The 26,883-nt window shown below is 65.2% G+C and carries 23 protein-coding genes; 15 read left to right on the top strand and 8 right to left on the bottom strand.

Going from position 1 to position 26,883, the window contains the following annotated elements:
* The first annotated feature begins 88 nt into the window (after nt 1-88).
* From AM2010_RS08350 to AM2010_RS08340, 3 genes are read left to right on the top strand one after another with little or no spacing between them, the layout of a single operon-like run.
* Complete coding sequence (locus AM2010_RS08350; protein WP_047806686.1) at nt 89-1,162, top strand: phosphotransferase family protein; 1,074 nt, start codon at nt 89-91, stop codon at nt 1,160-1,162.
* Nucleotides 1,159-2,925 (top strand): class I adenylate-forming enzyme family protein, encoded by a 1,767-nt coding sequence (locus AM2010_RS08345; RefSeq protein WP_053044013.1) that lies wholly within the window; start codon nt 1,159-1,161, stop codon nt 2,923-2,925. The genes AM2010_RS08350 and AM2010_RS08345 overlap by 4 nt, the downstream gene beginning before the upstream one ends.
* Nucleotides 2,922-3,314, top strand: coding sequence for a nuclear transport factor 2 family protein (locus AM2010_RS08340; protein WP_047806685.1), 393 nt, complete (start codon nt 2,922-2,924; stop codon nt 3,312-3,314). Before AM2010_RS08345 ends, AM2010_RS08340 begins: the two co-directional genes overlap by 4 nt.
* 10 nt (nt 3,315-3,324) lie before the next feature.
* Here AM2010_RS08340 and AM2010_RS08335 read toward each other — a convergent pair whose 3' ends face one another.
* The 5 genes from AM2010_RS08335 to AM2010_RS08315 all read right to left on the bottom strand — a co-directional run bounded on the left by AM2010_RS08335 (nt 3,325) and on the right by AM2010_RS08315 (nt 9,466).
* On the bottom strand, nt 3,325-4,014 hold the full coding sequence (locus AM2010_RS08335; protein ID WP_053044012.1) for a GntR family transcriptional regulator: 690 nt from the start codon (nt 4,012-4,014) through the stop codon (nt 3,325-3,327).
* Between the two features lie 22 nt (nt 4,015-4,036).
* A complete protein-coding gene (locus AM2010_RS08330) occupies nt 4,037-4,798 on the bottom strand; it encodes an SDR family NAD(P)-dependent oxidoreductase (RefSeq protein WP_047806684.1) in 762 nt (253 codons plus the stop codon).
* Complete coding sequence (locus AM2010_RS08325; RefSeq protein ID WP_047806683.1) at nt 4,795-6,066, bottom strand: MFS transporter; 1,272 nt, start codon at nt 6,064-6,066, stop codon at nt 4,795-4,797. Before AM2010_RS08325 ends, AM2010_RS08330 begins: the two co-directional genes overlap by 4 nt.
* A 70-nt stretch (nt 6,067-6,136) precedes the next feature.
* The gene (locus AM2010_RS08320) at nt 6,137-8,551 is read right to left on the bottom strand and encodes a TonB-dependent receptor (protein ID WP_058350961.1); all 2,415 of its coding nucleotides are present in this window, start codon (nt 8,549-8,551) and stop codon (nt 6,137-6,139) included.
* A gap of 66 nt (nt 8,552-8,617) precedes the next feature.
* Nucleotides 8,618-9,466 carry an SDR family NAD(P)-dependent oxidoreductase gene (locus AM2010_RS08315; protein WP_053044011.1) on the bottom strand — a complete coding sequence of 283 codons (849 nt, stop codon included), beginning with the start codon at nt 9,464-9,466 and terminating at the stop codon, nt 8,618-8,620.
* 455 nt (nt 9,467-9,921) lie between these two features.
* On the opposite strand from AM2010_RS08315, the gene AM2010_RS08310 reads away from it, so the two are divergent.
* From AM2010_RS08310 to AM2010_RS08285, 6 genes are all read left to right on the top strand, one after another.
* Nucleotides 9,922-10,719, top strand: coding sequence for a crotonase/enoyl-CoA hydratase family protein (locus AM2010_RS08310; RefSeq protein ID WP_047806680.1), 798 nt, complete (start codon nt 9,922-9,924; stop codon nt 10,717-10,719).
* A 71-nt stretch (nt 10,720-10,790) separates the two neighbouring features.
* The gene (locus tag AM2010_RS08305; RefSeq protein WP_047806679.1) at nt 10,791-12,008 is read left to right on the top strand and encodes a CoA transferase; all 1,218 of its coding nucleotides are present in this window, start codon (nt 10,791-10,793) and stop codon (nt 12,006-12,008) included.
* A gap of 105 nt (nt 12,009-12,113) precedes the next feature.
* Nucleotides 12,114-12,764, top strand: coding sequence for a carboxymuconolactone decarboxylase family protein (locus AM2010_RS08300; RefSeq protein WP_047806678.1), 651 nt, complete (start codon nt 12,114-12,116; stop codon nt 12,762-12,764).
* A 3-nt stretch (nt 12,765-12,767) separates the two neighbouring features.
* Nucleotides 12,768-14,072: an MFS transporter gene (locus AM2010_RS08295; protein WP_047806677.1), complete on the top strand. Its 1,305-nt coding sequence runs from the start codon at nt 12,768-12,770 to the stop codon at nt 14,070-14,072.
* 172 nt (nt 14,073-14,244) lie between these two features.
* Nucleotides 14,245-16,527, top strand: a complete 2,283-nt coding sequence (locus AM2010_RS08290) for a TonB-dependent receptor (protein ID WP_150115355.1) — start codon at nt 14,245-14,247, stop codon at nt 16,525-16,527.
* A 69-nt stretch (nt 16,528-16,596) separates the two neighbouring features.
* A complete protein-coding gene (locus AM2010_RS08285; RefSeq protein WP_236699528.1) occupies nt 16,597-18,387 on the top strand; it encodes a flavin-containing monooxygenase in 1,791 nt (596 codons plus the stop codon).
* 694 nt (nt 18,388-19,081) lie between these two features.
* Here AM2010_RS08285 and AM2010_RS08280 read toward each other — a convergent pair.
* The gene (locus tag AM2010_RS08280) at nt 19,082-20,278 is read right to left on the bottom strand and encodes a GGDEF domain-containing protein (RefSeq protein ID WP_047806674.1); all 1,197 of its coding nucleotides are present in this window, start codon (nt 20,276-20,278) and stop codon (nt 19,082-19,084) included.
* Nucleotides 20,279-20,565: 287 nt separating this feature from the next.
* Here AM2010_RS08280 and AM2010_RS13775 point away from each other — a divergent pair, with 287 nt between their 5' ends.
* The 4 genes from AM2010_RS13775 to AM2010_RS08260 all read left to right on the top strand — a co-directional run bounded on the left by AM2010_RS13775 (nt 20,566) and on the right by AM2010_RS08260 (nt 23,230).
* Nucleotides 20,566-21,258, top strand: coding sequence for an outer membrane protein (locus AM2010_RS13775; RefSeq protein ID WP_053044009.1), 693 nt, complete (start codon nt 20,566-20,568; stop codon nt 21,256-21,258).
* 170 nt (nt 21,259-21,428) lie between these two features.
* Entirely contained in the window at nt 21,429-21,890 is a 462-nt protein-coding gene (locus AM2010_RS14330) for a carboxymuconolactone decarboxylase family protein (protein WP_047806673.1), read from the top strand.
* Nucleotides 21,887-22,816 (top strand): sigma-70 family RNA polymerase sigma factor, encoded by a 930-nt coding sequence (locus tag AM2010_RS08265; protein ID WP_420834958.1) that lies wholly within the window; start codon nt 21,887-21,889, stop codon nt 22,814-22,816. Before AM2010_RS14330 ends, AM2010_RS08265 begins: the two co-directional genes overlap by 4 nt.
* Before the next feature lie 69 nt (nt 22,817-22,885).
* Nucleotides 22,886-23,230 carry a hypothetical protein gene (locus AM2010_RS08260; protein ID WP_047806671.1) on the top strand — a complete coding sequence of 115 codons (345 nt, stop codon included), beginning with the start codon at nt 22,886-22,888 and terminating at the stop codon, nt 23,228-23,230.
* A 127-nt stretch (nt 23,231-23,357) separates the two neighbouring features.
* Here the strand turns inward: AM2010_RS08260 and AM2010_RS08255 are convergent, their stop codons facing one another.
* Together AM2010_RS08255 and AM2010_RS08250 are read right to left on the bottom strand one after the other, a co-directional pair.
* Nucleotides 23,358-24,065 carry a hypothetical protein gene (locus AM2010_RS08255; protein ID WP_047806670.1) on the bottom strand — a complete coding sequence of 236 codons (708 nt, stop codon included), beginning with the start codon at nt 24,063-24,065 and terminating at the stop codon, nt 23,358-23,360.
* Nucleotides 24,062-24,526, bottom strand: a complete 465-nt coding sequence (locus AM2010_RS08250; protein WP_236699527.1) for an RNA polymerase sigma factor — start codon at nt 24,524-24,526, stop codon at nt 24,062-24,064. Before AM2010_RS08250 ends, AM2010_RS08255 begins: the two co-directional genes overlap by 4 nt.
* A 107-nt stretch (nt 24,527-24,633) precedes the next feature.
* Here AM2010_RS08250 and AM2010_RS08245 point away from each other — a divergent pair, with 107 nt between their 5' ends.
* On the top strand, nt 24,634-25,872 hold the full coding sequence (locus AM2010_RS08245; RefSeq protein WP_047806668.1) for a S8 family serine peptidase: 1,239 nt from the start codon (nt 24,634-24,636) through the stop codon (nt 25,870-25,872).
* Between the two features lie 107 nt (nt 25,873-25,979).
* The gene (locus AM2010_RS08240) at nt 25,980-26,855 is read left to right on the top strand and encodes a PRC-barrel domain-containing protein (protein ID WP_082132984.1); all 876 of its coding nucleotides are present in this window, start codon (nt 25,980-25,982) and stop codon (nt 26,853-26,855) included.
* Nucleotides 26,856-26,883 lie beyond the last annotated feature (28 nt).

Below are 26,883 nucleotides of genomic sequence, written 5' to 3'. Positions count from 1 at the left end.
GCTTTGACTAAATTGCATGCAAATGGCAAGAGCATTGTTGTCAGGAGGGGTGGCAAGCTCCTCCGATCGCAATTGGGAGAGAGTGAGGATGCAGGCCTCCGTCGCCAGTGCCGGGCCTCCGGCAACGTCTGCCGGCCAGATCGACGCGGAGGCGGTCGATCGTCTCGGCATCTGGATGGCTGCAACGATTGCGGATCATGCGGGGCCGATCCGGCTGGAACGCTTCGCCGGGGGGCAGTCCAATCCGACGTTCCGCGTCGCGACGCCGGTGCGCGATTATGTCCTGCGGTGCAAACCGCCGGGTGTTCTGCTTCGATCCGCCCATGCGGTAGAGCGCGAATACGAAGTGATGGCGGCGCTTGGCCCGCGGGGCTTTCCCGTTCCGCAGGTTTATGGGTTGTGCGAGGATGACGCTGTCATCGGCTCCGCCTTCTTTCTGATGGAACTGGTGGAAGGCCGGGTACTCTGGGACCCGAAACTTCCCGACCAGACGGCGGAGCAGCGCACTGCAATCTACAATGCCCAGATCGATACTCTCGCCGCCCTGCACCGGTTCGAGCCGGAGGCCGTGGGTCTTGGGGATTTCGGCCGGGCCGGAAACTATTTCGAGCGTCAGATCGCGCGCTGGGCCAAGCAGTATCGCGCGTCCGATCCGCCACATCAGGCGGAGATGGAACGCCTGATCGACTGGCTGGCCGAAGCCCCCCCGCCCGAGGTGGCGCCGCGGATCGTGCACGGCGATTATCGGATCGACAATATGGTCCTGACCCCGGACAGGCCCGCGGTCGCTGCGGTGCTCGACTGGGAACTGTGCACGCTGGGCGATCCGATTGCCGATCTCACCTATTTTCTGATGATGTGGCGCATGCCGCCCGGCGAAAGGATCGCGATGGATACGGTCGATTTCGCAACATCGGGTATCCCGACGATGGAGCAGGCGCTGGATCGCTACCTTTCCGCGACCGGGCGCCAGCTCGATCGCCCGATCGAATGGTACATCGCATTCAACCTGTTTCGGCTGGCGGCCATCCTTCAGGGCGTGGCGGGGCGCGCCGCGCGCGGACAGGCGAACAACGAACGCGCCTTGCGTGCCCAGGATCGGGTGGAGCCTCTGGCGCAAACCGCCTGGGACAATGCCTTGCGGGCGGGGGCAGGATCGTGACAGCCGATCGATCATGGCCGGCCTGCACCATTGCCGAAGCCGAGGCAGCGCTGACGGCACCGGGCGCGCCCTGGGAAATGCGATCGGAAGCGATCGGCGGGCGCACCTTGCGCACCTACGTCCACGGACCGCGCGATATGCGCCGGGTCATCGATGACAGTCGCGCGTATGGCGACCGCGAATTTCTGATCTATCGCGAAGAGCGTGTCACGTTCGAAGCGCATTGGCGCGCCGTTCAGGCATTCGGCCGGACTTTGGCGGAAGATTTCGGAGTGGCGAAGGGCGACCGGGTCGCTGTTGCCATGCGCAATTATCCCGAATGGTCGGTTTGCGCGTTCGCTGCGATGGCTATCGGTGCGGTCCTGGTGCCGTTGAACGCCTGGGAGACCGGTGAAAACCTTGCTGCGATGATCGACGCGAGCGGAGCGAAAGTCGTCGCGGCCGACGCCGAGCGTCTGGAACGGCTGGCCGGGCAGACCTGTTCCGCCCAGCAAATCAGCGTGCGGGCCGGCGGCGGAACCGGAAGTTTCGAGCAATTGGTGGGGCCGGTCGCCAGCTGGGGCGCGCTTGCGCCACTGCCGGCGCCGGACAGAAAGCTGACGCCGGACGATCCGGTCGCGATCTCGTTCACTTCCGGCACGACCGGGGCGGCAAAGGGGGCGCTGACGACGCACCGCATGGTGCTGACCAATCTGGCCAATACCCAGTACCGTGTTGCACGCGCGGCGCTGCGCCGGGGCGACACCTGGCCCCCGCGCGACAGGCCTGCCGGTCAGCAGACGGTTCTCCTCCCCCTGCCGCTGTTCCACGTGACCGGGCTGCATTCGGCGCTGATCCCCGCCCTGTCGCGGGGCAATCGCCTGATGTTGATGTACCGCTGGAATCTGGACGAGGCGCTTGCCCTGATCCAGCGCGAACAGGTCAATATCCTGATCCTGGTTCCGACGCTGGTCGTCCAGCTCGTCCAGCGGCTGCCCGCCGGGGGAACGAAGGGGCTGGAATCGGTGCATACCGTGACTTACGGTGGCTCGCCTGCGGCATCGGACCTGGCCGAAGGGGTGATATCCCGGTTTCCGGGCGCGGCCCCGGCTCAGGGGTATGGCGCGACCGAAACATCCTCGCTGGTGGCGTCGAACAGTCACGAGGATCTGCTGGAACGGCCCGACAGCGTGGGAACGGCTGTGCCCTGCTGCGATGTGCGGGTCGTCGATGATGCGGGATGCGACGTCCCGCGCGGCACGGCGGGGGAGCTGTGGGTTCGCGGACCGCAGGTGTTCGGCGGTTATTGGGGGGAGGAAGAGGCCACGGCCCGCGTCCTGTCCGATGGCTGGTATCGGACAGGCGACATCGTGCGGATGGATGAGGAAGGCTTCCTGTTCGTTCTCGACCGGAAGAAGGACATCGTCATTCGCGGCGGCGAAAACGTCTATTGTGCGGAAGTGGAAGCCGCCATTGCCCGAATCCCGGGCGTGCTGGATTGCGCCGTCTTCGGTGTGCCCGACACGGTGATGGGGGAAATCGTCGCCGCCAGCGTCGTCGTGGGGCAGAACAGCGCATTGACCGAACGGGATATTCGCGATGCCCTGTCCAATCGCCTTTCCGCCTTCAAGATACCGGAACGTGTCACTTTCAGTTGCAGTGCGCTGCCACGCAACGCAGCCGGCAAAGTGATCAAGCGCGATCTGCGGGCATCTGTGATCGCCGCCTCTGCCCCGCGAAAATCCAGCCCTGGATCGCCTGTATCAACGAGGATGCGCCGATGATCGAGAAGAACGAACCCCTCGATGCCGCCCGCCGCCTGTTCGATACAGTGGAGAATGGCGATCTTGAGGATCTGCGGACCATTTTCGCCGATGATGCGCGGGTGTGGCACAATACCGATAATAGCTTCACCGATATTCCGACCACGATCCGCAATCTGCGCACCATTCGCGAGAGCGCGCGGCTGTTTGCCTATCGCGACATTCGGCGCAGCGCGACGGCGGACGGGTTCGTCCAGCAACACACGCTTGTGGTTGCGATGCCGGATGGGCCGACGATAGAGGATCGCTGCTGCTGCATCTGCACAGTTCGGGACGGCAGGATCGAGCGAATGGATGCCTATCACGATTCGGCCGCGACCGGGGCCATGGCGCACAAGGCGGCCCGCTAGGCCGTGGGGGTCACAAGTCTTCTGCGGTATCGCCGTCCACCGCGTCCAACATCGGATACTGGACGTCGCTGCTCGACATCAAGGTCTGCCGGGCGGAACGGATATGGGCCGTCATGATCGCTGCGGCCCATTCGGGATCGCGCGCTGCGAACGCATCGGTCAGTTCCAGGTGCTGGGCCGCCGACCGCCGGATCTGGTCCAGCGAGTAGGATCGGAACGTATTGAGGACCAGCGGGATCTCCACGATCGTGCCGAGCAGGTTCCGCAGACGGACATTGCCGCTGGCATCCAGCACCAGCTTGTGAAATTCGTCGTTGAGATCGGTGACGGCTTCCACCTCCGGCTTGGCCGACTGGGTGATGGCGTGCATCCGCTGCGCGATTTCGCGCAACCGCGTCAACTGATCATCGACAATGTTCATCGCCGCCTCGCTCGCGGCGAAACTTTCGAGCAGGATGCGCAAGTCGTAGATCTGTTCGATCTCGCGCTTGCTCCAGGTCGCGACGAATGCGCCGCGATTGGGGATGAAATGAATCAGCGCCTCGGCATGCAGCCGGCGCATCGCCTCGCGCACGGGGGTTCTGCTGAAGCCCGACGCTTCGGCAAGCGCCTGCGCCGTCAGATGCGACCCCGGAGGATAGGTTCCGTTCCGTATCCCGTCACGGATAGTTTCGTAGGCGATATCGACCGCTTTGACCAAGGAACCCCGTCTCCCAATTTCTTCAGTCGACCCACCAGTCATGTTGGCCGGGCGGGACGCGATATGCGCCATCAAGTCGAATGACTGTGCCATTCAGCATTCTGTTCCGGCAGATATGCGCCACCATTTCGGCGAATTCAACTGCGTCGCCCGGGCGGTTGGGGAAGATCACCTGATCGCGCAGCCAGTCAACCATCGGCCCGCGCGCTTTCGAGAACATCGGCGTTTCGAAAATCCCCGGCGCAATCGCGACCACCCGGATGCCGTAACGCGCGAATTCCCGTGCCAGGGGCAGGGTCATCGCATTGATCCCCCCTTTGGCGGCGGCATAGGCAGCGGTGCCGATCTGCCCCTCGAACGCGACGATGGAGGATGTGTTGACGATTACCCCGCGTTCCGCGTGTTCGTCCGGCTGCGATCCGATCAGGCGTTCGGCCATCGCCTGCGCCAGGATGAAGCTGCCCAGCGTGTTCACTTCCAGCGTGCGGCGAAATCCCGCGGCGGTAACTTTGCGGTCGGGCCCTGCCGAAAGCCCGGAATGCCCGATACCGGTGGTGTTCAGCAGAACCCGTATCGTGCCGGTTTCCGCGCTCAGGGCATCGAACGCTCTGCCTACCGCGTCTTCGTCGGCAACGTCGGCCTGCGCATAGGGGCCATCCCAGTCGCCTTTCTCCAGATCGAGCACGCCGACCTGCGCCCCGCGCGACCGCAGCAGCTTCGCGCTTTCCAGGCCAAGGCCCGATCCTCCCCCCGCGATCAGGACGCCGCATCCTTCCAGCTTCATGCCGCGCCCCCTTCCGCCTGCGCGATCTCCGTCTTGATGGAACGGCTCGCAAGCCAGTAGAGAAGCCCCGACAGAAGGCCGGCCGACAGCCCCACGAGGATCCCGGCGCGCAACCCTTCGCCTTCGCCCAGCGATGGCGCGAACAGATCGCTCGCCACCCCCATCAGCAGGGGGCCGAAGCTCAACCCGATTGCGCTGTTGATGAACAGGGCGACCGCCAGTGCCATGGCCTTGGCACCTGGCCCTGCGAGGCGTTGCATGGCCAGATTGCCCGGGCCGTACCACACGCTGGTGAAGAACGCGGCGACGGCGAAAATCACCAGCGACAGGGCCGCGCTGTCGACCGTGAACATCGCGACGTAGGCCACGGTGCCAAGCACCGAACCGACTGCCGGGATAAGCGCCAGTGCGCGCAAGTCGTGTGCACCGAAACGGTCGCCCAGGCGTCCGCCCACCAGCGCGCCGAGCGCACCGCCGCTGGCGCCGAACAGGCCGAGACCTAGCCCGATGATGCCCAGCGGCTGCTGGCCGAACTGTTCGCCCAGTTCCGCCAGTTCGGCGGAATGGAGCCTGAGGTAATACGAGCCTGCGAATGCCATCGCGCCGTAATTGCAGAAGCTCAGGAAGGCGCCGCCCAGGGCGATCAGCGTGAATGTCCGCCGCGAAAGCAGCATCCCGAGCGAGGCGAACAGGCCCGGCGCTTTCACGCCCGACGGTGCCACGCGGGGCCTGTCGTCGCGCAGGGTAAGCAGGACCAGCCCCCCGATTATCAGCCCCGGTACGCCGGCGCAGACCATCGTCCAGCGCCAGCCGATGATGCCTTCCAGAATGCCGCCGCCGATCAGCCCCACCGCTGCACCCACCGGCGCGCCCAGGGCGAACACGGCCAATGCGCCGGAACGCTTTTCGGGCGGCACGCTGTCGGCGATCAGCGCCTGAGAGGGGGGCGCACCGCCCGCTTCGCCGATCCCGACGCCTATCCGCAACAGCAGCATCTGGACGAAACTGGTCGCCGATGCGGTCGCGGCGGTGAATGCGCTCCATGTCAGAATCGCGATCCCGATCACGCGCACCCGGTTCGAACGGTCGGCAAAGCGGGCAATGGGCAGGGCCGCGACGCTGTAGAGAAGCGCAAACGACAGTCCGCTGAGCGCACCCAGTTGCCAGTCGGCCAGCCCCAGATCGCGCTTGATCGGTTCGGACAGGATGTTGATGATCTGCCGGTCGAGCAGGTTCAGGCCGAAACCGACCGTCAGCAGCGCCAGCATCCACCGCGTTCCGCCCGCGGCCGGTGAACCTGCCGCGCCCGCATCGGGAACGGCAGGTTCGGTTCGTAGCTCAGTTGCCAAAGGAGTAGCTGAGCTTGATGCCCACCGTCCGGCTGGAATCCATCGCCGGAATGTTGGAATAACCGATCGTGGACAGCGGCGTCGAATTGTCCGTCCCCGAATCCAGCGGCGTACGGAAGATGCCGGCTACGAAATACTTGTCGAGCAGGTTCCGGGCGAAGACCGACAGCCGCCAGCGATCGTCATAACGCCCGATGCTGATCTGCCCGTTAAGCAGGCCGTATCCGGGATTGATCGAATTGTCGTCGGCGACGACGCCATAAGTGCTCGACCGATAGCTGAACGATGCGCTGGCGTTGAACGTCAGATCGTTGCCGACATCGGTTTCGTAATTGCCGCGCAGGCCCCAGGTCCACTTGGGCGAATATGTCAGCGGATATCCGGCCGCATTGAACTGCGGCGGCGTCCCCGCGGGCAGGCCGGGCTGAACGTAATTGCACTCGCCCGGCGTGGTCGCCGGGTTGGTGTAGCGGTCGTAACATTGCACCGCGAACTCGGTGAACTTGGTCGGGATGTAGGCGACGTTCCCGGCCAGGGTCAGTTCCGGCGTTGCGCGCCAGGCCATATCGGCTTCCACCCCCTTGGTCTGCAGTCCGCCTGCATTCGTGGTGGTGTAATAAAACGTCGGCGCGACGCCCACGCGCTGCTGGCCCTGGAAATCGTCGTAATCGACCTTGAACAGCGCAAGGTTGAAGGCGAGCGCGCGATCGAACAGTTCGCCTTTCAGGCCCAGCTCGTAGGATTTCGACAATTCGGGGCGAAGCAGGAGCTGCGGCTGGTTGGCCGGGTGCGAAATCATCGGGCCTTTGTAGCCGGTGGCATATGTCGCATAGACGTTGATGTCGGGCGTGATGTCGTACTTGGCCGTCAGTTTGTACGTGAACTTGCTCGCCTTCACGCGCGATTCGCCCGATGACAGCGGCAGTGACAGCCCGTGGCAGGATTGCCCGAAGGCGAACGTCACGCGGCACAGCCACGGCACATCGAAATAATCGATCACCTGGCGCACGTCGTCGTGGGTGTAGCGGCCGCCGGCAATCAGGGTCAGGTCAGGCGTGACCGCCGCTTCGACCTGGCCGAACAGGGCATAGCTTCTGATCTTGGCCTTGACCCATGATCCATACCCGTCACCCGAATATGGCCCGATAGCGTTGAGCGATACGAGCGTTTCGGTATCGTCGGGAAGGAAGCCCAGCGTTCCGCCGTTCATGCCCTTCTGAAACGGTCGCGCATCGTAGAAGAACCCGCCGAGCGTGTAGTTGAAGATGCCGGCATCGCCGTTCACCCGCAGTTCCTGCGTGAACTGCGTGCCACCGGAGATATTCTCGTTCCGCGAATAGATCGCGCTGGGCGTGACATCGGTATCGAGCGAGATCGGCTGGCGCAGGTGGCGATAGGCGGTGATCGAGGTCAGCGTCGCGTTGCCGAGATCGTAATCGACCCGCCCGCTGAACGCATAGGCTTTCTGCCGGGTATAGCTTTGCCCGTCGGTCGCGACCTCGAGGTTTTCCGGTCCGGCTTCGATGCCGTACGGTTCCACTTCTTCGCAAGGGTTGAACGCGCCGAAGCCGCTGCCGCAATTGCGGAAAGTCCACAGGCCGTTGGCGTTGTCGGTCAGGTACCGGTATTCGCCCGTCAGCAGCACGCTGAGATCGGCCGTGGGTTCCCACAACAGCTTGCCGCGCACCGAATAGCGTTCGTAAGCCCAGCGATCCTCACCGCTGAAGAGATCCTGCACGAAACCGTCGCGCCGCTGGAGCCCGCCTGCGACCCGCAGCGCCGCGGTTTCGCCCAGGGGAAGATTGATGACCGATTCCGCATTCACCTCGTTCTTCGTCGCGTAGGACAGCGATCCGTCGAGCGTGCGCTGCCCCAGCTTGGGATTGGCGGTGATTATCTGGATGACCCCGGCGGAGCTGTTCTTGCCGAACAGGGTCCCCTGCGGACCCTTGAGCACCTCGATCCGCTCGATATCGACGAGCGACTGGTAGCTCGGCCCGGCGAAGGAAACTTCGGGCAGGCCCTGGATGACATCGTCGATAATCAGCGCAACCGACTGTTCGGCCGACATCAGCAGCGATTGCGTGCCCACGCCGCGAATGTTGAACCCGCCGCCGAAGTTGGCGTTGTAGTTCACGCCGGGGGCAAGGAACTGCACGTCGGCAATGGTGGTAAGATTGCTTTGGGCCAGCGCTTCGGATGATACGACGGAGATCGAAACCGGCACGTCCTGCTGCGACTGCTCGCGCCGCTGGGCGGTGACGATAATCTCGCCCGGCGCGCGCGGGGTCGTTTCGGCTGTCGTCGCGGGGCTGTCAGGACCGGTCTGCGTACCGTCCTGCGCCGCCGCGGGGCATGCGATGGCGATCAGGCTGGCGCCTGCTAACAATGCAATAGGCTTCATGTCTTTCATTTCCTTACCTCCCGATGTGGCGGCTGTTTTCGCTGCCGCCCTTTGTTGGCTGGGTCGTCAGACCCGCATTCCTCCGTCCACGAACAGGGTCTGGCCGGTCATGAAGCTGGCATCGCCGCTGCCCAGGAACGCTGCGACGGCGGCCATTTCGGCCGGTTCCGCCGCGCGCCCGAGCGGGATGCGCGAAGCCACGAAATCATCGAGCAAGTCCTGCGCGGACGCGTCCGGGCTCTGGCTCGCGAGCGTTTCGTACCGTTGCCGCACGTAAGGGGTCAGCGTGATGCCCGGTGCGAAGGCGTTCACGCTGATGCCGGCATCGGCCAGTTCCAGCGCGAGATCGCGAGTCAGCGCGGTCACCGCATATTTGGCTGCCGAATAGGCCGAAAGGCCGGGGACGCCGTGATAGGCGCTGATCGAAGTCGTGCTGACGATCGCGCCGCCGCCCCGTTCGCGCAGGGCAGGGGCGGCGTGCTTCGCGCAGAGAAAGACCGAAGTCAGGCTGAGCTGGACGGTATAATCCCAGGCCTCGCGCGAAAGGTCGCTGACCAAGGTCTGGTCGACCGGCCCGGCCCCGGTGCCGCCGCCGGCATTGGCATAAAGCACGTCGATTCCGCCCAGTTCGGCGCGAACCTGCTGCATTGCATCGCGAACCTCGCCCTCGTCGGTCACGTCGCAGCGGACCGCGATGCCGGGGTGGCCGTGTTCACCCAGATCCGCCGCGACCTGGCTGAGCGAGGCCATGCTGGCGAAGCTTTCGCGCGGGACCTGCGGGTTGTCGCGGCACAGGTCGAGCAAGGCGCACCGGCCGCCTTCGCTGGTTACACGCCGGGCAATCGCTTCGCCGATCCCGCCGGGCCGGCCGGCGCCGGTGATGACGACCACCTTGCCCTCGAACCGATGCGTCACAGGCAAATCCCAGACCGGAGCCTGTTGCACCTGTTGCATGCAATGTTGAGCGCTCGCGCCATCACTTCACCCAGACTCCCGGCCGATCTCGATGTCGGCTGAGGCAAACAGTATCCAAAAACAGAATTGCATGCAAGTTTATGCGCGCCGTCCAACCTCGTGGCGAGCGGTTTTCAGGCATACCATTGATAAAACGCGTTAATTGTCTCCGGCCTGGCAATAGGCATTGCAGGGATGTTGCGCTTATCGGAGGAAGTTTACCGCCTTCGCATGCAAAAATGCCTGACAAGGCGCGTAAACAGGCGGTGCCTCGGGGATTCGGCGCGGGCCCCTCGATTATGGCGGAATTCCGCGCGATATGCGGCAGGGCGGGGGTGCGCGATGGTGGGGGAGTTGCTTCTTGCACTGCAGGGTTGCATGCAATATGCAAGCTGAAATCAGATAGGGGAGACAAGATGGCGCTAGTAGTGGTTGATCAGGGCGAAGGCGTGGCCACGATCACTCTCAATATGCCGGACTTGCGCAATCCGATCTCCGACAATGGCATGATCGATGCGCTTCTGGCCGCTCTGGAGGCGGCCGATCGCGATGTCGGGGTCCGGGCGGTCATCCTGACCGGAGCGGGGACGGCGTTCTCATCGGGCGGAGACCTGTCGAAAATGGGGCCGGGCAAGGGCTTGCGCGGCAACCAGCCGGCGGAAACCGTGCGCAATTATCGTGATGGCATTCAGCGGCTGCCGCTTGCCTTCCAGTCGCTGGAAGTGCCCGTGATTGCGGCGGTGAACGGCCCCGCGATCGGCGCGGGGTGCGATCTTGCCTGCATGTGCGACATCCGCATTTGCACCAGCGGTGCGAAATTCGCCGAAAGCTTCGTCAAGGTGGGCCTCGTCCCCGGCGATGGCGGGGCCTGGTTGCTGCCCCGCGTCGTCGGCTGGTCGCGCGCCACCGAGATGGCTTTGACCGGACGCGCGATCGACGCAGCGACCGCACTCGACTGGGGCCTGGTCAGCCGCGTGGTCGAACCAGGCGAGCTGATGCCCGCCGCGCAGGAAATCGCGGCAGAAATTGCCGCCAACCCGCCGCGTGCGGTGCGCCTGACCAAGCGGCTCCTGCGCGAGGCGCAGGACGCTTCGCTGGGCACCGTGCTCAATCTTTCCGCTGCCTATCAGGCCGCGGTCCACGAAACCCGGGATCACGAGGAGGCCGTGACCGCCTTCCTCGAACGACGCAGGCCCGAATTCACCGGAAACTGAGTTTGCGGCGGGTCGCCAGTGGCGGCCCGGAACGACAAACGGCACGGAACGACGAGAGGAGCCGAACGCCAATGTATTCGCTGTTGCCGGGGCTGCGCGTGGTGGAGGCATCGTCCTTCGTCGCCTGCCCGACTGCCGGGCTCTATCTGGCGCAGATGGGGGCGGAGGTCATTCGCGTCGATCAGGTTGGCGGCGGGCCCGACTATCGCCGCTGGCCCAGGGCGCCGGGCGGCGGCAGCTTCTATTGGGAAGGGCTGAACAAGGGCAAACTGTCGGTGGCGATCGACCTGTCCGCCCCGGAAGGGCGCGAGTTGCTGACGCGGATCGCCACCCAGCCGGGGAAGCAGGCAGGTGTCTTCCTGACCAATTTCCCGGTGAACGGCTTCCTGTCGTGGGAAAAGCTGTCTGCCTTGCGCCCCGATCTGGTGCTGACGCGCGTTATGGGGAAGCCGGACGGCGGGCCGGCGCTGGATTACACCGTGGCATCGGCGCTTGGCATTCCCTTCATCACTGGCCCCGAAAGCATGGGGGAAGAACCGGTCAACGCCGTCCTGCCCGCGTGGGATCTTCTCACCGGCGCCTATGCCGCCTTCGCCACCCTCGCGGCGCTGCGGCACCGCGACGCGACGGGGGAAGGGCAGGAAGTGCGCGTGCCGCTGGCGGATGTGGGGATCGCGACGATCGCCAATCTCGGCCAGCTGGCCGAAACGCTGCAGGGCGGGGATCGCCAGCGCTACGGCAACGAGGTGTTCGGCGCATTCGGCCGCGATTTCGTTACCCGCGATGGCGAGCGGCTGATGCTGATGGCGATCACGCCGCGCCAATGGAAAGGGCTTGTTTCGGTTCTGGACATCGCAGAGCAGGTCGCGCGGATCGAGGCGGAGCGGGGCACGTCGTTCGCGACCGACGAAGGGGAACGTTTCCGCCATCGCGACGCCCTGTTCCCGCTGGTCGAACAGGCTGCGGCGTCTCGCGATAGCGGCGAACTGATGGAGCAGCTGGACGCGGCAGGCTGTTGCTGGGGGCCCTACAAACGCATGGAGCAGGCGGTTCGCGACCCCGAAATGGTCGGCAACAATCCCCTCTTCTCACAGATCGCGCAGCCCAGCGGAGAAAGTTACGCCGTGCCGGGGGCGATGGCGACCCTGCCCGGCCTGGACCGGCAGGAACCCAGCCCCGCCCGCACGCTGGGCGCCGATACAGAGCGTGTCCTGATGGACGTCGTCGGATTGGGATCGGGCGAATTTTCCAGCCTCGTCGACAGGGGAATTGTCGCACGGGCCGATTGAGGGCGAGGGCGTTTGCCGGGGGGAGGAAGCTATGCCGGATCAACGACATGGGGCGCACGTGCGGGAAGTGGCGGCATGGCCTCTCCCGGGGCGGGACGGCTGAAAATGCCCCGTCTCCCACTGGTCAGCCGGCGCGCCGTAACCGATCCGCTTGTCGCGCATATGTACGACCGCAAGTTTCCCGGCCGCGATCCTGCGACCGAACCGGGCCAGACCGCGTCCGGCGCGCCGGGCAATTTCGAAGCGGTTTTCGCGCATTCGCCCGATGTCCTCGAACATCTGGTTCGCGGCTTTCATCTGAAACAGACCAGGGCGCGCAAGCTGCCGCTGCATTATATGGAGCTTGCGATAGCCCGGATCGGCTGGGCCAGTTCGTGCCGGTGGATGTTCTCCGAACATATCAAGATCCTGCGTGGTCTCGGCTATACGGAAGGCGCGCTGGCGGATCTGCCCGACTGGCAGGCAAGCGATGCGTTCACCGCGACCGAGCGCGCCGTGCTGGCCTATGCCGATTGTTTCGCGCTCGATCACGGGCGCGTGCCCGATCGCCTGTTCGCTCGCCTGCGCACGGCATTCAGCGACGAACAGATCGTCGAGCTGACATATGTCGCCGGCATGTTCCTCGCGAATGCCGCGATGATCCGTGCGCTCAGGCTGGAACATGACGATTATGACGAACGGGTGCGCGAAATGCCTTCGCCGCCCGAATACCGTTTCGTGGATGCCGAACCGGCACCCTTGCCGAAAAGGGGCTGAACAATGCGGCAGCAGGCCATCTATCCCTATTACGTCGTCGTATGCCTGATGATCGCGAGCGCGCTGTCGTTCCTCGATCGTCTGGCGCTGAGCATGCTGATCGAACCGGTCAAGGCGGACCTCGGGCTCAGCGACACGCAGGTCAGCGTTCTGGCGGGCGCGGCATTCGCTGGTTCCTACGTGCTGTTTGCGTTCGTCTTCGGGCGCTGGGTCGACACGCGGGAACGCCGCGGGGCGATTGTCGTGGGAATGACGTTGTGGAGCCTGGCGACCGCGGCCTGCGGCCTGGCGCGCAGCTTCGCCGGGCTGTTCACCGCGCGGGCGCTGATCGGGGTGGGGGAAGCCAGCCTCAATCCGGCGGCCTATTCGATGATTGCCGATTACTTCACGCCGACCCGGCGCGGCATCGCCACGGCGATCTTCGCCTGCGGTGCGACGCTGGGCGGCGGGCTTGCGATAATGATTGGCGGGCAACTGGTCGACTGGGCCTATGCCACCGGTGCGCAATTGCCTTTCCTGCCCGATTCCCAGCCCTGGCAGGTCGTGTTCGTCGCGATCGGATTGCCCGGCGTGCTGGTCGCCCTGCTTATCGCCGTGACCGTGCGCGAACCGCGACGCACGCTCGCCGCTGGCGAGGGGGAGGAAATTCCCGGCGTCGGCGATGCCTTCGGTTTCATCCGCAAGCATGCCGGCGCGTTCGTGCCGCTGTTCGCAGGGTATTCCTGCATTGCGGTGATCGGCTATTCCTTCATGGTCTGGGGACCGGTGCATTTCATGCGGCTGCACGATCTTGCCGCCGGTGAGGTGGGCCTGCTGCTCGGTCTGGGATACGGCGTTGGCGGCACGATCGGCCTGCTTGCCGGGGGGATGGTTTCCGACCGGCTGGTCGCGGGCGGACGGATAGAGGCACCGGTCCTGGTCACGCTGGGCGCAGTCGTGGTGGAAACGCCGCTGTTCGTCGGTGCCTATCTTGCTGGTGACTTCATGCTTGCCGCGGTCCTCTTCTGCGCTGGCATGACGGTGGCGAGCATTGTCGGGGGGTTGCAGATATCGATGGTGCAGTCGCTTGCCCCCAACCGCCTGCGCGGGATCATGGCGGCGGTGTTCGGCGCCTGCGTCAACCTCGCCGGGTTCGGCATTGCGCCGACCATAACCGCGGCCCTGGCGGAAAGCCTGTTTGGCGGCCCGATGGGGATCGGCAAGGCGCTGGCGCTGATGACAGGCGGGGCAGGGACGGTCGCCGTAGTCCTCCTGATCGTCGGCCTGGCCCCGGGGAAGCGGCTCGCCCATAGCCTGGTGGGCTCGTGAGTGCCGCCTCGATCTTATTTGCATCCAATTAAGCGCAAGGGGCGGCGGAAACCGACCGGAAACGCCGGCATAACGCATAGAATCCTCTTGCTCGCCATCTTTCGCGTGTTAAGTTGCATGCAAAATAGGGCGACTCGCATTGAGCCTGATCGTCGTTCTCGGAGGGGAAGATATGTCGATTTCAACACGCCTTGCAGGTGCCGTGGCGATGGCCGCGCTGGTGCCGGCCCTTCTCGCCAGCGAAGACGCGCGCGCGCAAGATGCTGCCGGGCAAGGCGGGGCGTCATCCACCGGCCAGCAGCCGCGCCTGGGTGAAATCGTGGTCACGGCGCAGAAGCGCGAACAGAAGCTGCAGGACGTGCCGGTCTCCATCACCGCGGTGTCGGGGGAGGAGATCGAAAACCTCAAGATCACCGACTTGCGCAGCGTGCAAAGCTACGTGCCGAACATGGCAGTGCTCAATTCGGGCGTGAACCCGGTCGTTTTCATCCGCGGCTTCGGATCGGGCCCCAACAACGTGGCGTTCGATCAGGAAGTGTCGGTCTATCTCGATGGAATCTATGGCGGGCGCGGGGCGCAGTTCAGCGCGCCGTTCTTCGATCTGGAACGGATGGAGGTGCTGCGCGGGCCGCAGGGCGCGCTGTTCGGCCGGAACACGGCCGCCGGCGCGATCAGCCTGGTCTCCGCGCGTCCGACCTCGACGCTGGAAGGCTATCTTTCGGCCGGATACGATTTCGATCGGCAGGGCTTCGACCTGACCGGCGTGATCAGCGGCCCGTTGAGCGATACGTTGAGCGCCCGCCTGGCGGGCAAGGTCACCCGGCAGGATGGCTACATCCGCAACCTCTACAACAACCGGGACGAGCCCCTGCTGCGCGACGAAATGGCGCGCCTGACCCTGCGCTGGCAGCCGTCGGCAGACGTCGATATCGTGTTCAAGAACGAATACGGCAAGCACCGGCTGAAGGGCGGCGTCACCGTATCGGGTTCGCTCACCGAAGACGTGTACGACAGCGATTTCGGCGACAATCGGTACATTTCCGACAATTATGCCGGCGCGGGCCTGCCCGAAGGGAGCGGGATCGAAACCTGGAACAGCGCGATCAACGCCGATTTCGGCCTGGGCGATCATACGCTGACCCTGGTCGGCGGCTATTCGCACTTCACCACCAGCCGCTTTACCGGTTACGACGAAATCGCGCCCGATGGCACCGTTCCGGCCAATGGCGGCAACGCCCGCTTCGGCAACGGATTTCCGGAGGATTTCGATCAGTGGTCACTGGAAGCGCGCATCGCGTCTCCGCTGGGCCAGTTCCTCGAATACGTTCTGGGCGTCTATTACGATACGTCGGACTATCACCTGCATCAGGACAGCTATTACCGCGAGGTGTTCGCGCTGACCGGGCACCAGTCGACCGATTTCCATCAGGACAGCGATGCCTGGTCGATCTTCGGGCAGGGCACCTTCAACTTCACCCCTGATCTGCGGCTGATCGCCGGTCTGCGCTATTCGCAGGTGGATAAATCGGCGACGTTCACGCAGGCCACCGTTTCCGGCCAGGCGCTCAATCCGATCGGCCCGGATCGTGCGGGCGACCTGTCGGAAGACTATTTCGACCCATCGGGCACCTTGCAGTACGACGTGACGCCCGACGTCATGGTCTATGCAACGGTCGCGCGCGGATCGAAATCGGGTGGCTTCGTTTCGAACACCTACAACGTTTCCGAAGAAGGCTTCCAGTTCGCGTCGGAGCGTTCCACCAATTACGAACTCGGCGTGAAGTCGACGCTGGGCGGCGGCGTCGCCACGATCAACCTCGCGATATTCCGCATGGATTTTGCCGATCTGCAACAGTCGGCCTACGATCCCGACCTGCGCACTTTCTTCACCCGCAACGCGGCGGAGGCGCGCTCGGAAGGGGTGGAGATGGAAGTGCAGGTCATGCCGACGGCCAGCCTGACGCTCAACGCCAGCCTCGCCTATCTCGATGCCCGCTTTCTCGACTATCCCGGCGCGCCGTGTCTTGCTTACGAAACCGTGGCGGAATGCGATTCCTCCGACCCCACGTCGCTTGCCGAGCACAATATCGCCGGGCTGCCGCTGCTGTTCGCCCCGAAATGGAGCGGCAATGCCGGCTTCCGCCATCGCGCGGATCTGGGCAGCCTGCAGCTCGTGACCGGCGCCAATATGCAATTCCGGTCGAAGTATTACATCGCCGATGGCTACAGCCCGATCTGGGGGCTGCAGGGCGGCTGGGCCAAGTTCGATGCGCGGGTGCAGATCGGCCCGCACGATGATGCCTGGAACATCGCGCTCGTCGGCCGCAACCTGACCGACGAGCGCACCCGCGGTGCGGCGGTGCGCTTCCCCGGGTCGATCACGGCGACAACCCGTTCGCTCAGCTGGATGGACGAGTATCGCTCCATCTCCATCAACGGTACTGTCCGTTTCTGAGCGGCTGGCGGGCGGGGCTCCGGCTCTGCCCGCCGCATGGATTTACTGGCCAATGCAAGGGACTGCAGCTTGAAGGGAGAGGGTGGCGACCGCGACGGAGACGAAGCGCTGGACTACGATGCGCTCGCGCGTCGTTATGCGGAAGAGCGCGCCAAACGGCTGCGTCCTGACGCGGTGCGGCAGTATCAGGGCCTCGAAGGCGCGTTTGCCGATTTCGACACCGACCCCAACGCCCGGCAGGATTTCGATCGCAAGCCGGTCGAACGCGATGCCGACGTTCTGATAATCGGCGGCGGGTATGGCGGGCTGCTGACGGCGGCCCAACTGCGCAAGCGCGATGTCGGAGACATTGTGGTGGTCGAAAAGGGGGCCGATTTCGGCGGCACCTGGTACTGGAACCGCTATCCGGGCATTCGCTGCGATGTCGAATCCTACATCTACGTTCCGCTGCTGGAAGAAACCGGCTTCGTGCCGAGCGAACGCTACGCCAAAGGCGCCGAAATCCAGCAGCAGTGCCGGTTGATCGCCGAGAAGTTCGGCCTCTATCGCGATGCCCTGTTCCAGACCCTGGCGCGCACCGTAACCTGGTCGGACGCGGCGCAGCGCTGGATCGTTACGACCGACCGGGGCGATACCGTGCGCGCCCGGTTCGTCGTCGCGGCGACGGGCCTCTACAGCAGCCCCAAGCTGCCCGGCATTCCGGGGATCGAGACGTTCGAGGGGCCCAGCTTCCACACCAGCCGATGGGATTACGGCTTCACCGGCGGCGATGCCGATGGAGAGCTGACCGGGCTGGCGGACAAGGCGGTGGGGATCATCGGTACCGGATCGACCGGGATCCAGTGCGTGCCGCCGGTCGCCCGCTCGGCCCGGCATCTCTATCTGTTCCAGCGAACGCCTGCCTCGGTCGATGTGCGCGGCAACCGGCCGACCGACGAGGAGTGGTTCCGCTCGCAGGAACCGGGGTGGCAGCGCGAGCGGATGATGAATTTCACCCAGTGGACCTCCGGCCTGCCGCAGGCGGTCGATCTGGTCGCGGACAGCATGACCGATCTGTTTCGCGAGAAAAGCCTCTCGGCCGGGATCGCCATGGCGCCCGACGAGCGCGAGCGGGCCGAAATCGCGAAGATGGAGCGGGTTCGCCAGCGGGTCGATGCGATCGTGCAAGATCGCGCGACGGCGGAGGCGCTGAAACCCTATTTCCATTATTTCTGCAAACGGCCCGGCTTCAGCGACAATTATCTGCAGGTGTTCAATCGCCCGAACGTGACCCTGGTCGACACCGCCGGGCGCGGGGTGGAGCAGGTGACCCGCAGGGGGCTGGTGGTCGCAGGCGAGGAATATGCCCTGGACTGCATCATCTACGCGACCGGGTTCGATTTCATGACCAGTTTCACGCAGGAATCGGGCCTGGTGGTCACCGGTCGCGGGGGGCGGGCGCTGGACGAAAAATGGTCGAACGGCGCGCATACTCTGTTCGGCATGCAGACCCGCGAATTTCCCAATCTGTTCGTGCTGTCGATCGTGCAGGCGGGCACGTCCATCAACTATCTCCACACCGCGGATGCGCAGTCGGTCTATATGGCAGAGCTGATTACCCATTGCCTGGATCAGGACATCGCCACCGTCGAACCGACGCAGGAGGCGGAGGCGGCCTGGGTGGATCAGTGCGTGGCGCTGTCGGCGGACCGCCTGGCTTTCTTCGAGAAATGCACTCCCAGCTATTTCAACTTCGAAGGCGCACGTCCGCGCGAGTTCGAACTGAATTCGCCCTATGGCGGCGGGCCGCTGGCCTATTTCGAGGCGCTGGAAGAGTGCATCGAAGGCGGCTTCTCCGACAGGCTGGAATTGCGCCGCTAGAGGCTTTTGGCACATTTAGCTTGACATTTGTAACCGTTTTGGTTATGTGGTGAGGGCCAGTCCACACTGGCTCAAGCGACGGGGTCGAAGCGTGTACGCGTCACGTCTGGCCGCTTCGTCCATACGGCCGGTGCCTCGGGGGGCTAGTGACCTTCTAGAGAAAGCACCCTGTGCCGGAATGCGAGGAGTTTTGGAAAGGCAGGTTCGTTTGTCGCGGTGGCCCTCAACGCCGCGAACGAGACGAACTCGCATTCCAGACGGATTGGGTGAGCGCGAGCCCTGGCCCTCTTCCGTGCCTCGCATTCCCTTAGGGCTGAGCGGCAGGTTGTGTGTAACCCCTTCCGCCACTCGCGACGATGTTACCAAGGCAACCCTGTGACGCCCAGGTGGCAATCCTGTGATGCCCAGGCGGCACCGGCCGATTCCGTCCGCTTGCCAATGGCGATACCGTCCGCACTCGCCAGCGGATGATCGGGCGCGAGCTGGCCCTGACCGCCCCCCGTGGGTTCCTGCGAAAGCAGGAACCCAGACCCAGCCGCACCGCACGCCGTCCTGGACCCCTGCTTTCGCAGGGGATCACTACCCGCGAAGACCGCCCGTTCCCCCCTCCCGATCCCCCGCGCAGGCGGGGGTCTCATGCTATCGGGCACAGCGCCTGCGGCCTGAGGCCCCCGCCTGCGCGGGGGAAATCGGATCAGGCCGAGAGCGACTGGGGGGAAGGCAGGGGGGCCTGTGGCAGCTGGACCAGCGCGAGGCTGACCTGGTTGCGGCCTGCCCTTTTCGCCCGGTAGAGCGCGGTATCGGCGCGGCGGGACAAGTCGTTGAGGCTGTCGGTGAGGGTTAGCTGGGCCACGCCGAACGAAGCGGTGACGACATGCCCGACGCCCAGTTCGATCAGGGGTGCAGCCGAAAGCCGTTCGCGCACGCTTTCGGCAAAACGGCGTCCGTCGGCCAGATTTGTGTCGGTCAGCAGGACCGCGAATTCCTCCCCGCCGAGCCGGCCGACCACCGCCGTTTCGCTTGCCATATCCTTCAGCAGGCGGGCGAAGTGCGCGATGACGGCATCGCCTGCGGCATGGCCATAAGTGTCGTTGACGTCCTTGAAATGATCGATGTCGGCGGCGATCAGCGTCACCGGGTCTCCTGCGGCCCTCGGCAATGCCAGTGCCATTTCCGCATGGGCATCGAACCCGCGGCGATTAAGGATGCCCGACAGCGCGTCGGTTTCCGATCGCGCGAGCATTTCGGCGGTCGTGTCGCGCATCATGACCAGCAGCATGACGAGCGCGAGCATGACGAGCGTGATCGCCCCGATGCTTTGCGAAATCGCCGCATATGTGCTGGTCATGTACTCCTGCGAGGAACTGGCGGTGCCCACCGCCCAGCCGATTGCCGGTTTGGACAGATATGTCATGGCAACGAGCGCGTTGAGGGCGATCAGCAGGAGATCGAGCGGTTCGCGCCGGCCGGACCGCCAGATGACGACGCACGCCAAAGTCTGCATCGCGAAATAGGGGAACTGATAGATCAGGCCGCGCAGCGGGGTGCCGTATGGGAGGCTGAAGATCAGCGGGAGCGCGAGCACGCTGATCAGCCAGATCGCCGCGAGGACATTGGCGGAAGGCTTCACCTTGTAATGCCGCGCCACGCCGACGAGGCAGATGGTCAGCGTCAGCAGATAGACCAGAAAGATCGCGACCGAAGTCGGCAGGGGATTGGCCTGCCAGGGAATCGCAAATTCGAGAATGACCGTCAGAATGCCCGTGGCATAGCCGACCGCGAGCCACCGGGCCCCGCGCGCGGTCCGGTTCATCGTGGCCACCACGCCGAACGCAATGGCGAAGATGGCCGCAATGAACGTGTTGATGCCAAGGACGAAAGCGGCAGTCATCGAACTCCTCTCGACGCGATGACCGGCTTCATGCGCGACGAAAGGAAAAGGATGGTTAATGCGGGCGGATTTTGCCCCGTATGACGCTTTCGAAAAAAACGTTCTGCGCGCAGGATCGCCACAGGTTCGCGACACAAAAATCTTCCGCCCTGGCCAAGGTCCCTGGCGGAGGTCTCCGTCCAAGGGGCGAGGTTCAGGTTCGGCACGTTTCAATGCGGGCACGCCAGCGGAGGGGCGGCTTCCCGTATCCGAACATGGGAACCTCGCCATGTCTGGAAAGGAAGAAAATGAAGGTCATCGTATTAATCGGTGCTGCTGGACTCTCCCTCGCAAGCACTTCCGCCTATGCGCAGGACGTATCGGGATTTCGCGTTGAAGGTCGTGTCGGCTGGGAAACGGGAAGCGTCGATACGATCGCCCCCAACCCCGACGACGACGAAGAGGAGGAAGGCGACGAATTCCTCCTGGCTTCGGCTGACGACGACCGCCCGACTTTCGGGGCGGAGATCGGATACGACGCGCAGATCGGGCGCAGTTTCGTTGTCGGCGCCTATGCCGGTATCGATTTCTCCAGCAATTCGATGTGCTCCGAACTGGTGGAGGACGATCTCGTCTGCGGAGAGCTTGACCGCACCTTCACCGTCGGCCTGCGCGCCGGCGTCCCGATCGGCGATAATTCGCTGATCTATGCCAAGGGCGGTTATTCGAACGGCAAGTTCAAGGGCAGCTACGATGCCGACGTAACCGACAATGAAGACGAAGAGCCGGGCGAAGTCGCACGGTTTTCCGACACCCGCGGCGGTTACCACGCCGGCGCCGGGGTAGAGATCGGCATTACCGCCGGTGCCTATGCCAAGCTGGAATATACCTACACCGACTTCGGCGATGGTTCCTTCGTGCTCGACGAGGACGAGGAATTCGCGATCGACATGAGCACCGACCGTCATCAGGTCCTGCTCGGCCTCGGCGTTCGATTCTGACAGCGAGAGGGGGAGGCCGCCAGCGGTCTCCCCCGTTTTGCCGATGGCGCGCAGTGCGCGGGCGATCGACAAACCGCACTCTGCAAAAAACTGCGGGGAAAATCGGGCCCGATGTCACACGGGCCGATCGCGTGTCGTCATGTGAGTGATACCGTCAAGGAGCACTCGCAATGACCAACGTGAAACTGAACCCCTATGCGGCAGCGTCGGGCCCGATGAAAACCTGGACCGCCGCCGCCGTCGCGATCATGGAAAGCCTGGAACCGAGCCTGGTCGAACTGGTCAAGGTTCGCGCCTCGCAGATCAACGGCTGTGCCAACTGCATCAACATGCACACGATCGAGGCGCGCGGTCAGGGCGAAAGCGAACAGCGGCTGTATCTTCTTGCCGCCTGGCGCGAGGCGCCGTGCTATACCGACCGCGAACGCGCCGCCCTGGCCTGGACGGACGCACTGACGCAGTTGTCCCAAGGGCATTCCCACGCCGCCGCCTACAACGCGCTGGCGAACCATTTTTCCGAGGAGGAGCAGGTGAAGCTGACCCTGATGATCAATGTGATCAATGGGTGGAACCGGCTGGCGGTCGGCTTCGGCCTGTGGTTCGAACCGGAAGAGGCAAGGGCGCTGGTGTGACGGGCGTGCCGGAGGCGGAGGCCGGGGAAGCGGGGCGTGCGGCTGCGGCGTTTCAGGCGCACCGGCCCATGCTGCTGCGGGTGGCCTATCGCATGCTCGGTTCGGTGGCCGATGCCGAAGATATCGTGCAGGAATGCTTCATCCGCTGGCTCAACACCGAGCGGGGGGCCGTGCAGGTCCCCGAAGCGTTCCTGCGCCGTATCGTCACCCGCCTGTGCCTCGATCAGCTAAAATCGGCGCGGCATCGGCGGGAAACCTATGTCGGACCCTGGCTGCCCGACCCGGTGATCGAACCCGACGAGCCGGAGGACGTCACCCTCCCGCTCATGCTCGCGCTGGAACGGCTGTCGCCGCTGGAGCGGGCGGCGTTCCTGCTGCACGATGTGTTCGGCCAGGATTACGACACGATTGCCGAGACGCTGGAACGCGACGCCGCCGCGTGCCGCCAGCTCGCCGCGCGGGCGCGTGCCCATGTGCGCGAGGCCCGGCCCCGCTTCGCGGTCGACCGGCGCAAGGGCCTCGCGATTGCGGAGGAATTCTTCGCCGCCTCGCGCAGCGGCGATCTCGCGGCGCTGGGCGCGTTGCTCGCCAGCGACGTCACGCTGCATTCGGACGGCGGGGGGAAGCGTTCCGCCGCCGTGGTCCCGGTGATCGGGCGGCCTCACGTTCTGCGCCTTCACAAGGCGCTCGCCGTGATATTTGCCAAGCATCCTTCGCGGTTGGTCGAAACGGTCGTGATCAACGGTCTGCCGGGCTTCGTTACCAGCGAAGCGGATGGGGAGCTACAGACGACCGCGCTCGATATCGAGGACGGGCGCATTGCTGCGATCTACGTCATGCGCAACCCGGACAAGCTGCGCCATCTCGATCCCTATCGCGTGCTCGCGGCAGGACGTGATGAAGAAAATGACCGGCTGATGCATTAAAGCGGGCGGATCGTTCGTTTCTCCGTTGAGCGACCGCGCAGAGCGGTTCGCGCACCAAGGAGATGCCCGATGAATACCAAGTTTCTTCTCCCGCTCCTCGCCCTCGGTGTTGCGGGTTCGGCCACGGCGGCCCTTCCGGCACTGGACGAGGAACGCCTCGCGCGCGCCGAAGAATCGCGCATTCTGACCAGTCCGATCGCCGGGATCGAAAACAACCTCTGGTTCGATTACCGCCTCGACATCACCGAAGCGCAGAAAGAGCTGGCGAGCGACCTGCGCCGCGCAAGCGATCTTGAGGATCAGCGCGATGCCTGGGAAGAATACGCCCGCGAGCTGAAGCACGAGCGCGAGGATTACATCCACGACATGGCCAAGCGCGGATATCGCCAGGGCACCGTCTATATCGACGGATAAGTGCCGCCACATCTATCGCAGTGCCTGCGGGGCCGCGCGAAAGGGTCGGGAGTTTCCCGGCCCTTTTTCGTGCCTGCGTTATCGCCCGAGGCCAGGATTGCCCGCTGGCGACGGGGCGCGGTGCGGATCAGCGCCAGCCGCGCGAACGGGCGGCGGCTTCTTCCTGCGCGTCGAGGGCGGGGCCTTGCGCCATGTCCTGCGCGCGCGCCAGGATGGAGGCTTCGTCGGCGCCGGCCATGCGATATTCGGTCTGCGATCCGGCCGATCCTTTGCCCTGCGCTTCTATCCGCCAGCCCTGTTCGTCGCGGCAGGCGATGCCGCTTCCCTCGCTCCGGCTGAATGCGCGGCAGAATTCGCCCTGCGCATCGCGGAAGCTCAAGAGGATGCGCGTGTCCGCATCCGGTGCCTGTTCGGCCACCAGCGTGCTGTCCAGCGCAGCGGCGAGCGAGGTCCCGGCGTAGCCCGCATTATCCGCCTCGCCGCGCGGAAACAGCACGACCAGCGCCAGCGAGGCCGCCAGGGCAGGGCCGGCGATCCAGCTCCAGCGCGGGATCGTGCGCTTCGCCTGACGGCGTTCGCGCGCTGCCGAAAGGTCGGTGACCACGGCCTGTTCCGGCGCGGCATCGGCCTGCAGCAGCGCGGCAAGGCGGTCGGGGACGGGGGCGTCGAGCACGGGGGCGAAATGGCCCGAAAGCTGCGCCCTTAACGCGCGGTGCGCTTCGACCTCGCGCGCAAGGGCCGGGTCGGCATCCACTGCCGCCGCGACCTGGGCTGCGCGCTCATCCGGCAATTCGCCATCGGAAAAGGCCGCCAGTTCTTCGCGCGTGATGGTCATGTTGCCTCTCCCAGCAGATCGAGCAGCGCATCGCGCCCGCGAACCAGGCGCGAATTCAGGGTTCCGACCGGACAGCCCACGATTTCGGCGGCTTCGCGGTAGGCATAGCCTTCGACCATCACCAGCAGGACCGCCTCGCGCTGTTCGGCGGGCAGTGTCTGGATCGCGCGATCGACCATCGACAGCTCGACCGCCGATTCCTGCGCCCCTTCGGCGCCGACCGTCAGGCCGGCTTCGTCCGCGACAAAAGTTTGTCTGCGCCGCGTGGTGGCCCGGCCCTCGTCGATCCAGATATTGCGCATGATGCGATACATCCAACTGTCGAGCCGTGTGCCCTCCCGCCATTTCTGCCGGTTTGCCAGCGCACGCTCGAGCGTCATCTGGCAGAGATCGTCACCGTCCGCAGGGGTGCCGGCCAGCCCGGTCGCGAAACGGCGCAACCGGGGCAGCAGTTCCAGCAAGTCCTTGTCGAACGATGCGCTCAGTGTCTCTGCCTTCCGTGGATTAAACGTGCGAGGGGGTTCGTTTCATCCATGCTTAATCGAACTTTTGAGATACTTTACAGCCGATGCACAGAATTTTCCTCATTTTCGCAGCCCTTTGCCTGCTGTCCGGGCCGCTCGCCGCGCAAGTGGCACTGCCCGGCGTGCAGGTCCCCCGCGTGGGGGATGTGATCGGGCCGCTGACGCAGGAACTGGACAGGCGGCTGGATCGAACCGCCCGGCTCGCCGATCGTCTGGCGCAGGACAGGCTGCGCGAGATCGACCGGTTCGTGCGGCGCAACGGCGATCTGGTGGAACGGGACGCCGCCGGAGATCCGGCGCGGCGGGGCGAACTGCTGGTGCTCGATGCCAGCCCCGCGATGCTCGGCCGGGCACGCGCCGCGGGGTTCGCCGTGATCGAAAGCGGCGAGATCGAAGGGCTGGGGATCGCATTCGCGCGCCTCCGCACGCCGGGCGATAGCGATCTGGCGGATGCGGAGCGCGACCTCGCGCGCCTGCTGCCCGAAGCCACGGTTTCCGCCGATACGCTGCATTTCCAGTCGGGGGTTGCCCTGTCGCCGCCGCTCGCCGTCACCAGCCGTGCCGCAGCGGCGGAGGTATCGGGTGCCGGGGGCAGCGCGCCGGTGGGAATGATCGACGGCGCGCCGGGCAAGGCCGTGCCGGTGGCCGAAACGCGCGGTTTCGCGCAAGGGGCACCGGTCGCCAGCAATCACGGCAGCGCCGTTGCCTCGCTGCTGGCGTCCGCCGGGGCCGGGCCGATCCGCGTGGCCGACGTTTATGGAACCGATCAGGCCGGGGGCAACGCGCTTGCGATCGCGCGCGGTCTGGGATGGCTGGCGGATCGGGGAAGTCGGGTCGTCGTCATCAGTCTGGTCGGGCCGAAGAACCCCGTGCTCGCGCGCGCGGTCGCGGCTGCGCGGTCGAAAGGGGTCGTGGTCGTGGCGGCGGTCGGAAACGGCGGCCCTGCCGCGCCGCTTGCCTATCCGGCAAGCTACGAAGGTGTCGTCTCGGTCACGGCGGTCGATGGGCGAGGCCGCGCATTGATCGAAGCGGGGCGCGCGCTCGATCTCGACTATGCCGCGCCCGGGGCGGACGTCTTCGGCCTGAATGCCGGGGGCAAGCGCGTCCGGCTGCGCGGCACCTCGTTCGCCACGCCGCTCGCCGCCGCGCGCGTCGCGCACGCGCTCGCGTCGGGGCGGAACTGGCGCGCGCGACTGGATGCCGAGGCAGTCGATCTGGGCCGCAAGGGGCGCGACGATACCTTCGGGCGCGGCCTGCTCTGCGCGGAGTGCCGCGGACGCTGAGCACCACTTTTTTCGCGCCGGTGGATTAAAGCGCCGGCTTGCTTCGTTTTCCTTTCGAAGCGGGTGCCAATGTCATTCCGGCCCCGCCGAAAGGAAAGGAAGTCATCATGAAAAAGCTTCTACTTGCCGCTTCGGCTCTCTCGATTGTGGCCGTTCCCCAGGCGCAGGCGCAACTGCTTTCGGGCAGCGGGCTGGGCCAGGTGACCGGTTCCATCGGTTCCCCCCTCGATACGGTTCGCAGCATGCCCGGCGAAACCCTGCGCTCCACCGTCCGCGGTGAAGCCCGCGGTGAAGCCCGGGGCGATGCGCGCACGCGGGGCAGCCAGAAGGTGGATCGCCGTTCGGGCCGGGTTTCGGCAGAACGTTCGGTCGACACCTCGGTCACCGCAATCGCCAGCGATGTTGTGGAAACGCCGCTGGGATCCAGCCAGGGTTCGGCCTCCGGCCATGCGGGGGCATCGGGTTCGGGCAGCGCCGACGCGCAGCTGCTCGGGACCGACGATGTCCGCGCCATTGCGGGTGACGGCGTCCAGCGTGCGCGCGGCACTGTCGCGAACGTTCGCAACGTGGCCATGCCCGCCGCCGGCGCGGCGCGCGATCGGGCGACCGGTCTTGTGGGCCAGGCCGCCGGCACTGCTGCCGGGGCTGCCAATGCCGGCGGTTCGGCCAGCGGCAATGGCTCTGCCGCCGGGCAGGGTTCGGCAAACGGCCTCGGCGGCATGTTCGCTGCCGCCAGCAGCGCGGCTGCGGCTGGCGAAGGCGCCGTTGCCATTGCACCGGGAATGCCGGTTGTCGCGCCCGACGGTGCCGCAGTCGGCAAAGTCCGGCAGATCGTCAGCGATTCGCGGGGCCGGGTCGAGCAGGTGATCGTCGATGCGCGGGGCACGGATCTCGCCGTGCCTGCCGGCAACCTCGCCGCCGGCGCCGACGTGCTGGTGATCGCGCAGGGATCGGGCACCGCGACCACCACCACCGACGATTGACGATCGATTCCACTGCGTGAAGAACAAC

The organism is Pelagerythrobacter marensis (assembly GCF_001028625.1).
In the GTDB taxonomy this organism is placed as follows: Bacteria; Pseudomonadota; Alphaproteobacteria; order Sphingomonadales; family Sphingomonadaceae; genus Pelagerythrobacter; species Pelagerythrobacter marensis.
This window is presented reverse-complemented; position numbering and strand designations above follow the sequence as displayed.

Excerpts from the sequence above, each read along its gene's own strand:
- AM2010_RS08240 (WP_082132984.1), top strand. The coding sequence starts at position 25,980 with ATGAAAAAGCTTCTACTTGCCGCTTCGGCTCTCTCGATTGTGGCCGTT.
- AM2010_RS08350 (WP_047806686.1), top strand. The coding sequence starts at position 89 with ATGCAGGCCTCCGTCGCCAGTGCCGGGCCTCCGGCAACGTCTGCCGGC.
- AM2010_RS08300 (WP_047806678.1), top strand. The coding sequence starts at position 12,114 with ATGCCCCGTCTCCCACTGGTCAGCCGGCGCGCCGTAACCGATCCGCTT.
- AM2010_RS08295 (WP_047806677.1), top strand. The coding sequence starts at position 12,768 with ATGCGGCAGCAGGCCATCTATCCCTATTACGTCGTCGTATGCCTGATG.
- AM2010_RS08305 (WP_047806679.1), top strand. The coding sequence starts at position 10,791 with ATGTATTCGCTGTTGCCGGGGCTGCGCGTGGTGGAGGCATCGTCCTTC.
- AM2010_RS08280 (WP_047806674.1), bottom strand. The coding sequence starts at position 20,278 with ATGACTGCCGCTTTCGTCCTTGGCATCAACACGTTCATTGCGGCCATC.
- AM2010_RS08330 (WP_047806684.1), bottom strand. The coding sequence starts at position 4,798 with ATGAAGCTGGAAGGATGCGGCGTCCTGATCGCGGGGGGAGGATCGGGC.
- AM2010_RS08245 (WP_047806668.1), top strand. The coding sequence starts at position 24,634 with ATGCACAGAATTTTCCTCATTTTCGCAGCCCTTTGCCTGCTGTCCGGG.
- AM2010_RS14330 (WP_047806673.1), top strand. The coding sequence starts at position 21,429 with ATGACCAACGTGAAACTGAACCCCTATGCGGCAGCGTCGGGCCCGATG.
- AM2010_RS08260 (WP_047806671.1), top strand. The coding sequence starts at position 22,886 with ATGAATACCAAGTTTCTTCTCCCGCTCCTCGCCCTCGGTGTTGCGGGT.
- AM2010_RS08290 (WP_150115355.1), top strand. The coding sequence starts at position 14,245 with ATGTCGATTTCAACACGCCTTGCAGGTGCCGTGGCGATGGCCGCGCTG.
- AM2010_RS08310 (WP_047806680.1), top strand. The coding sequence starts at position 9,922 with ATGGCGCTAGTAGTGGTTGATCAGGGCGAAGGCGTGGCCACGATCACT.
- AM2010_RS08320 (WP_058350961.1), bottom strand. The coding sequence starts at position 8,551 with ATGAAGCCTATTGCATTGTTAGCAGGCGCCAGCCTGATCGCCATCGCA.
- AM2010_RS08340 (WP_047806685.1), top strand. The coding sequence starts at position 2,922 with ATGATCGAGAAGAACGAACCCCTCGATGCCGCCCGCCGCCTGTTCGAT.
- AM2010_RS08325 (WP_047806683.1), bottom strand. The coding sequence starts at position 6,066 with ATGCTGGCGCTGCTGACGGTCGGTTTCGGCCTGAACCTGCTCGACCGG.
- AM2010_RS08255 (WP_047806670.1), bottom strand. The coding sequence starts at position 24,065 with ATGACCATCACGCGCGAAGAACTGGCGGCCTTTTCCGATGGCGAATTG.
- AM2010_RS13775 (WP_053044009.1), top strand. The coding sequence starts at position 20,566 with ATGAAGGTCATCGTATTAATCGGTGCTGCTGGACTCTCCCTCGCAAGC.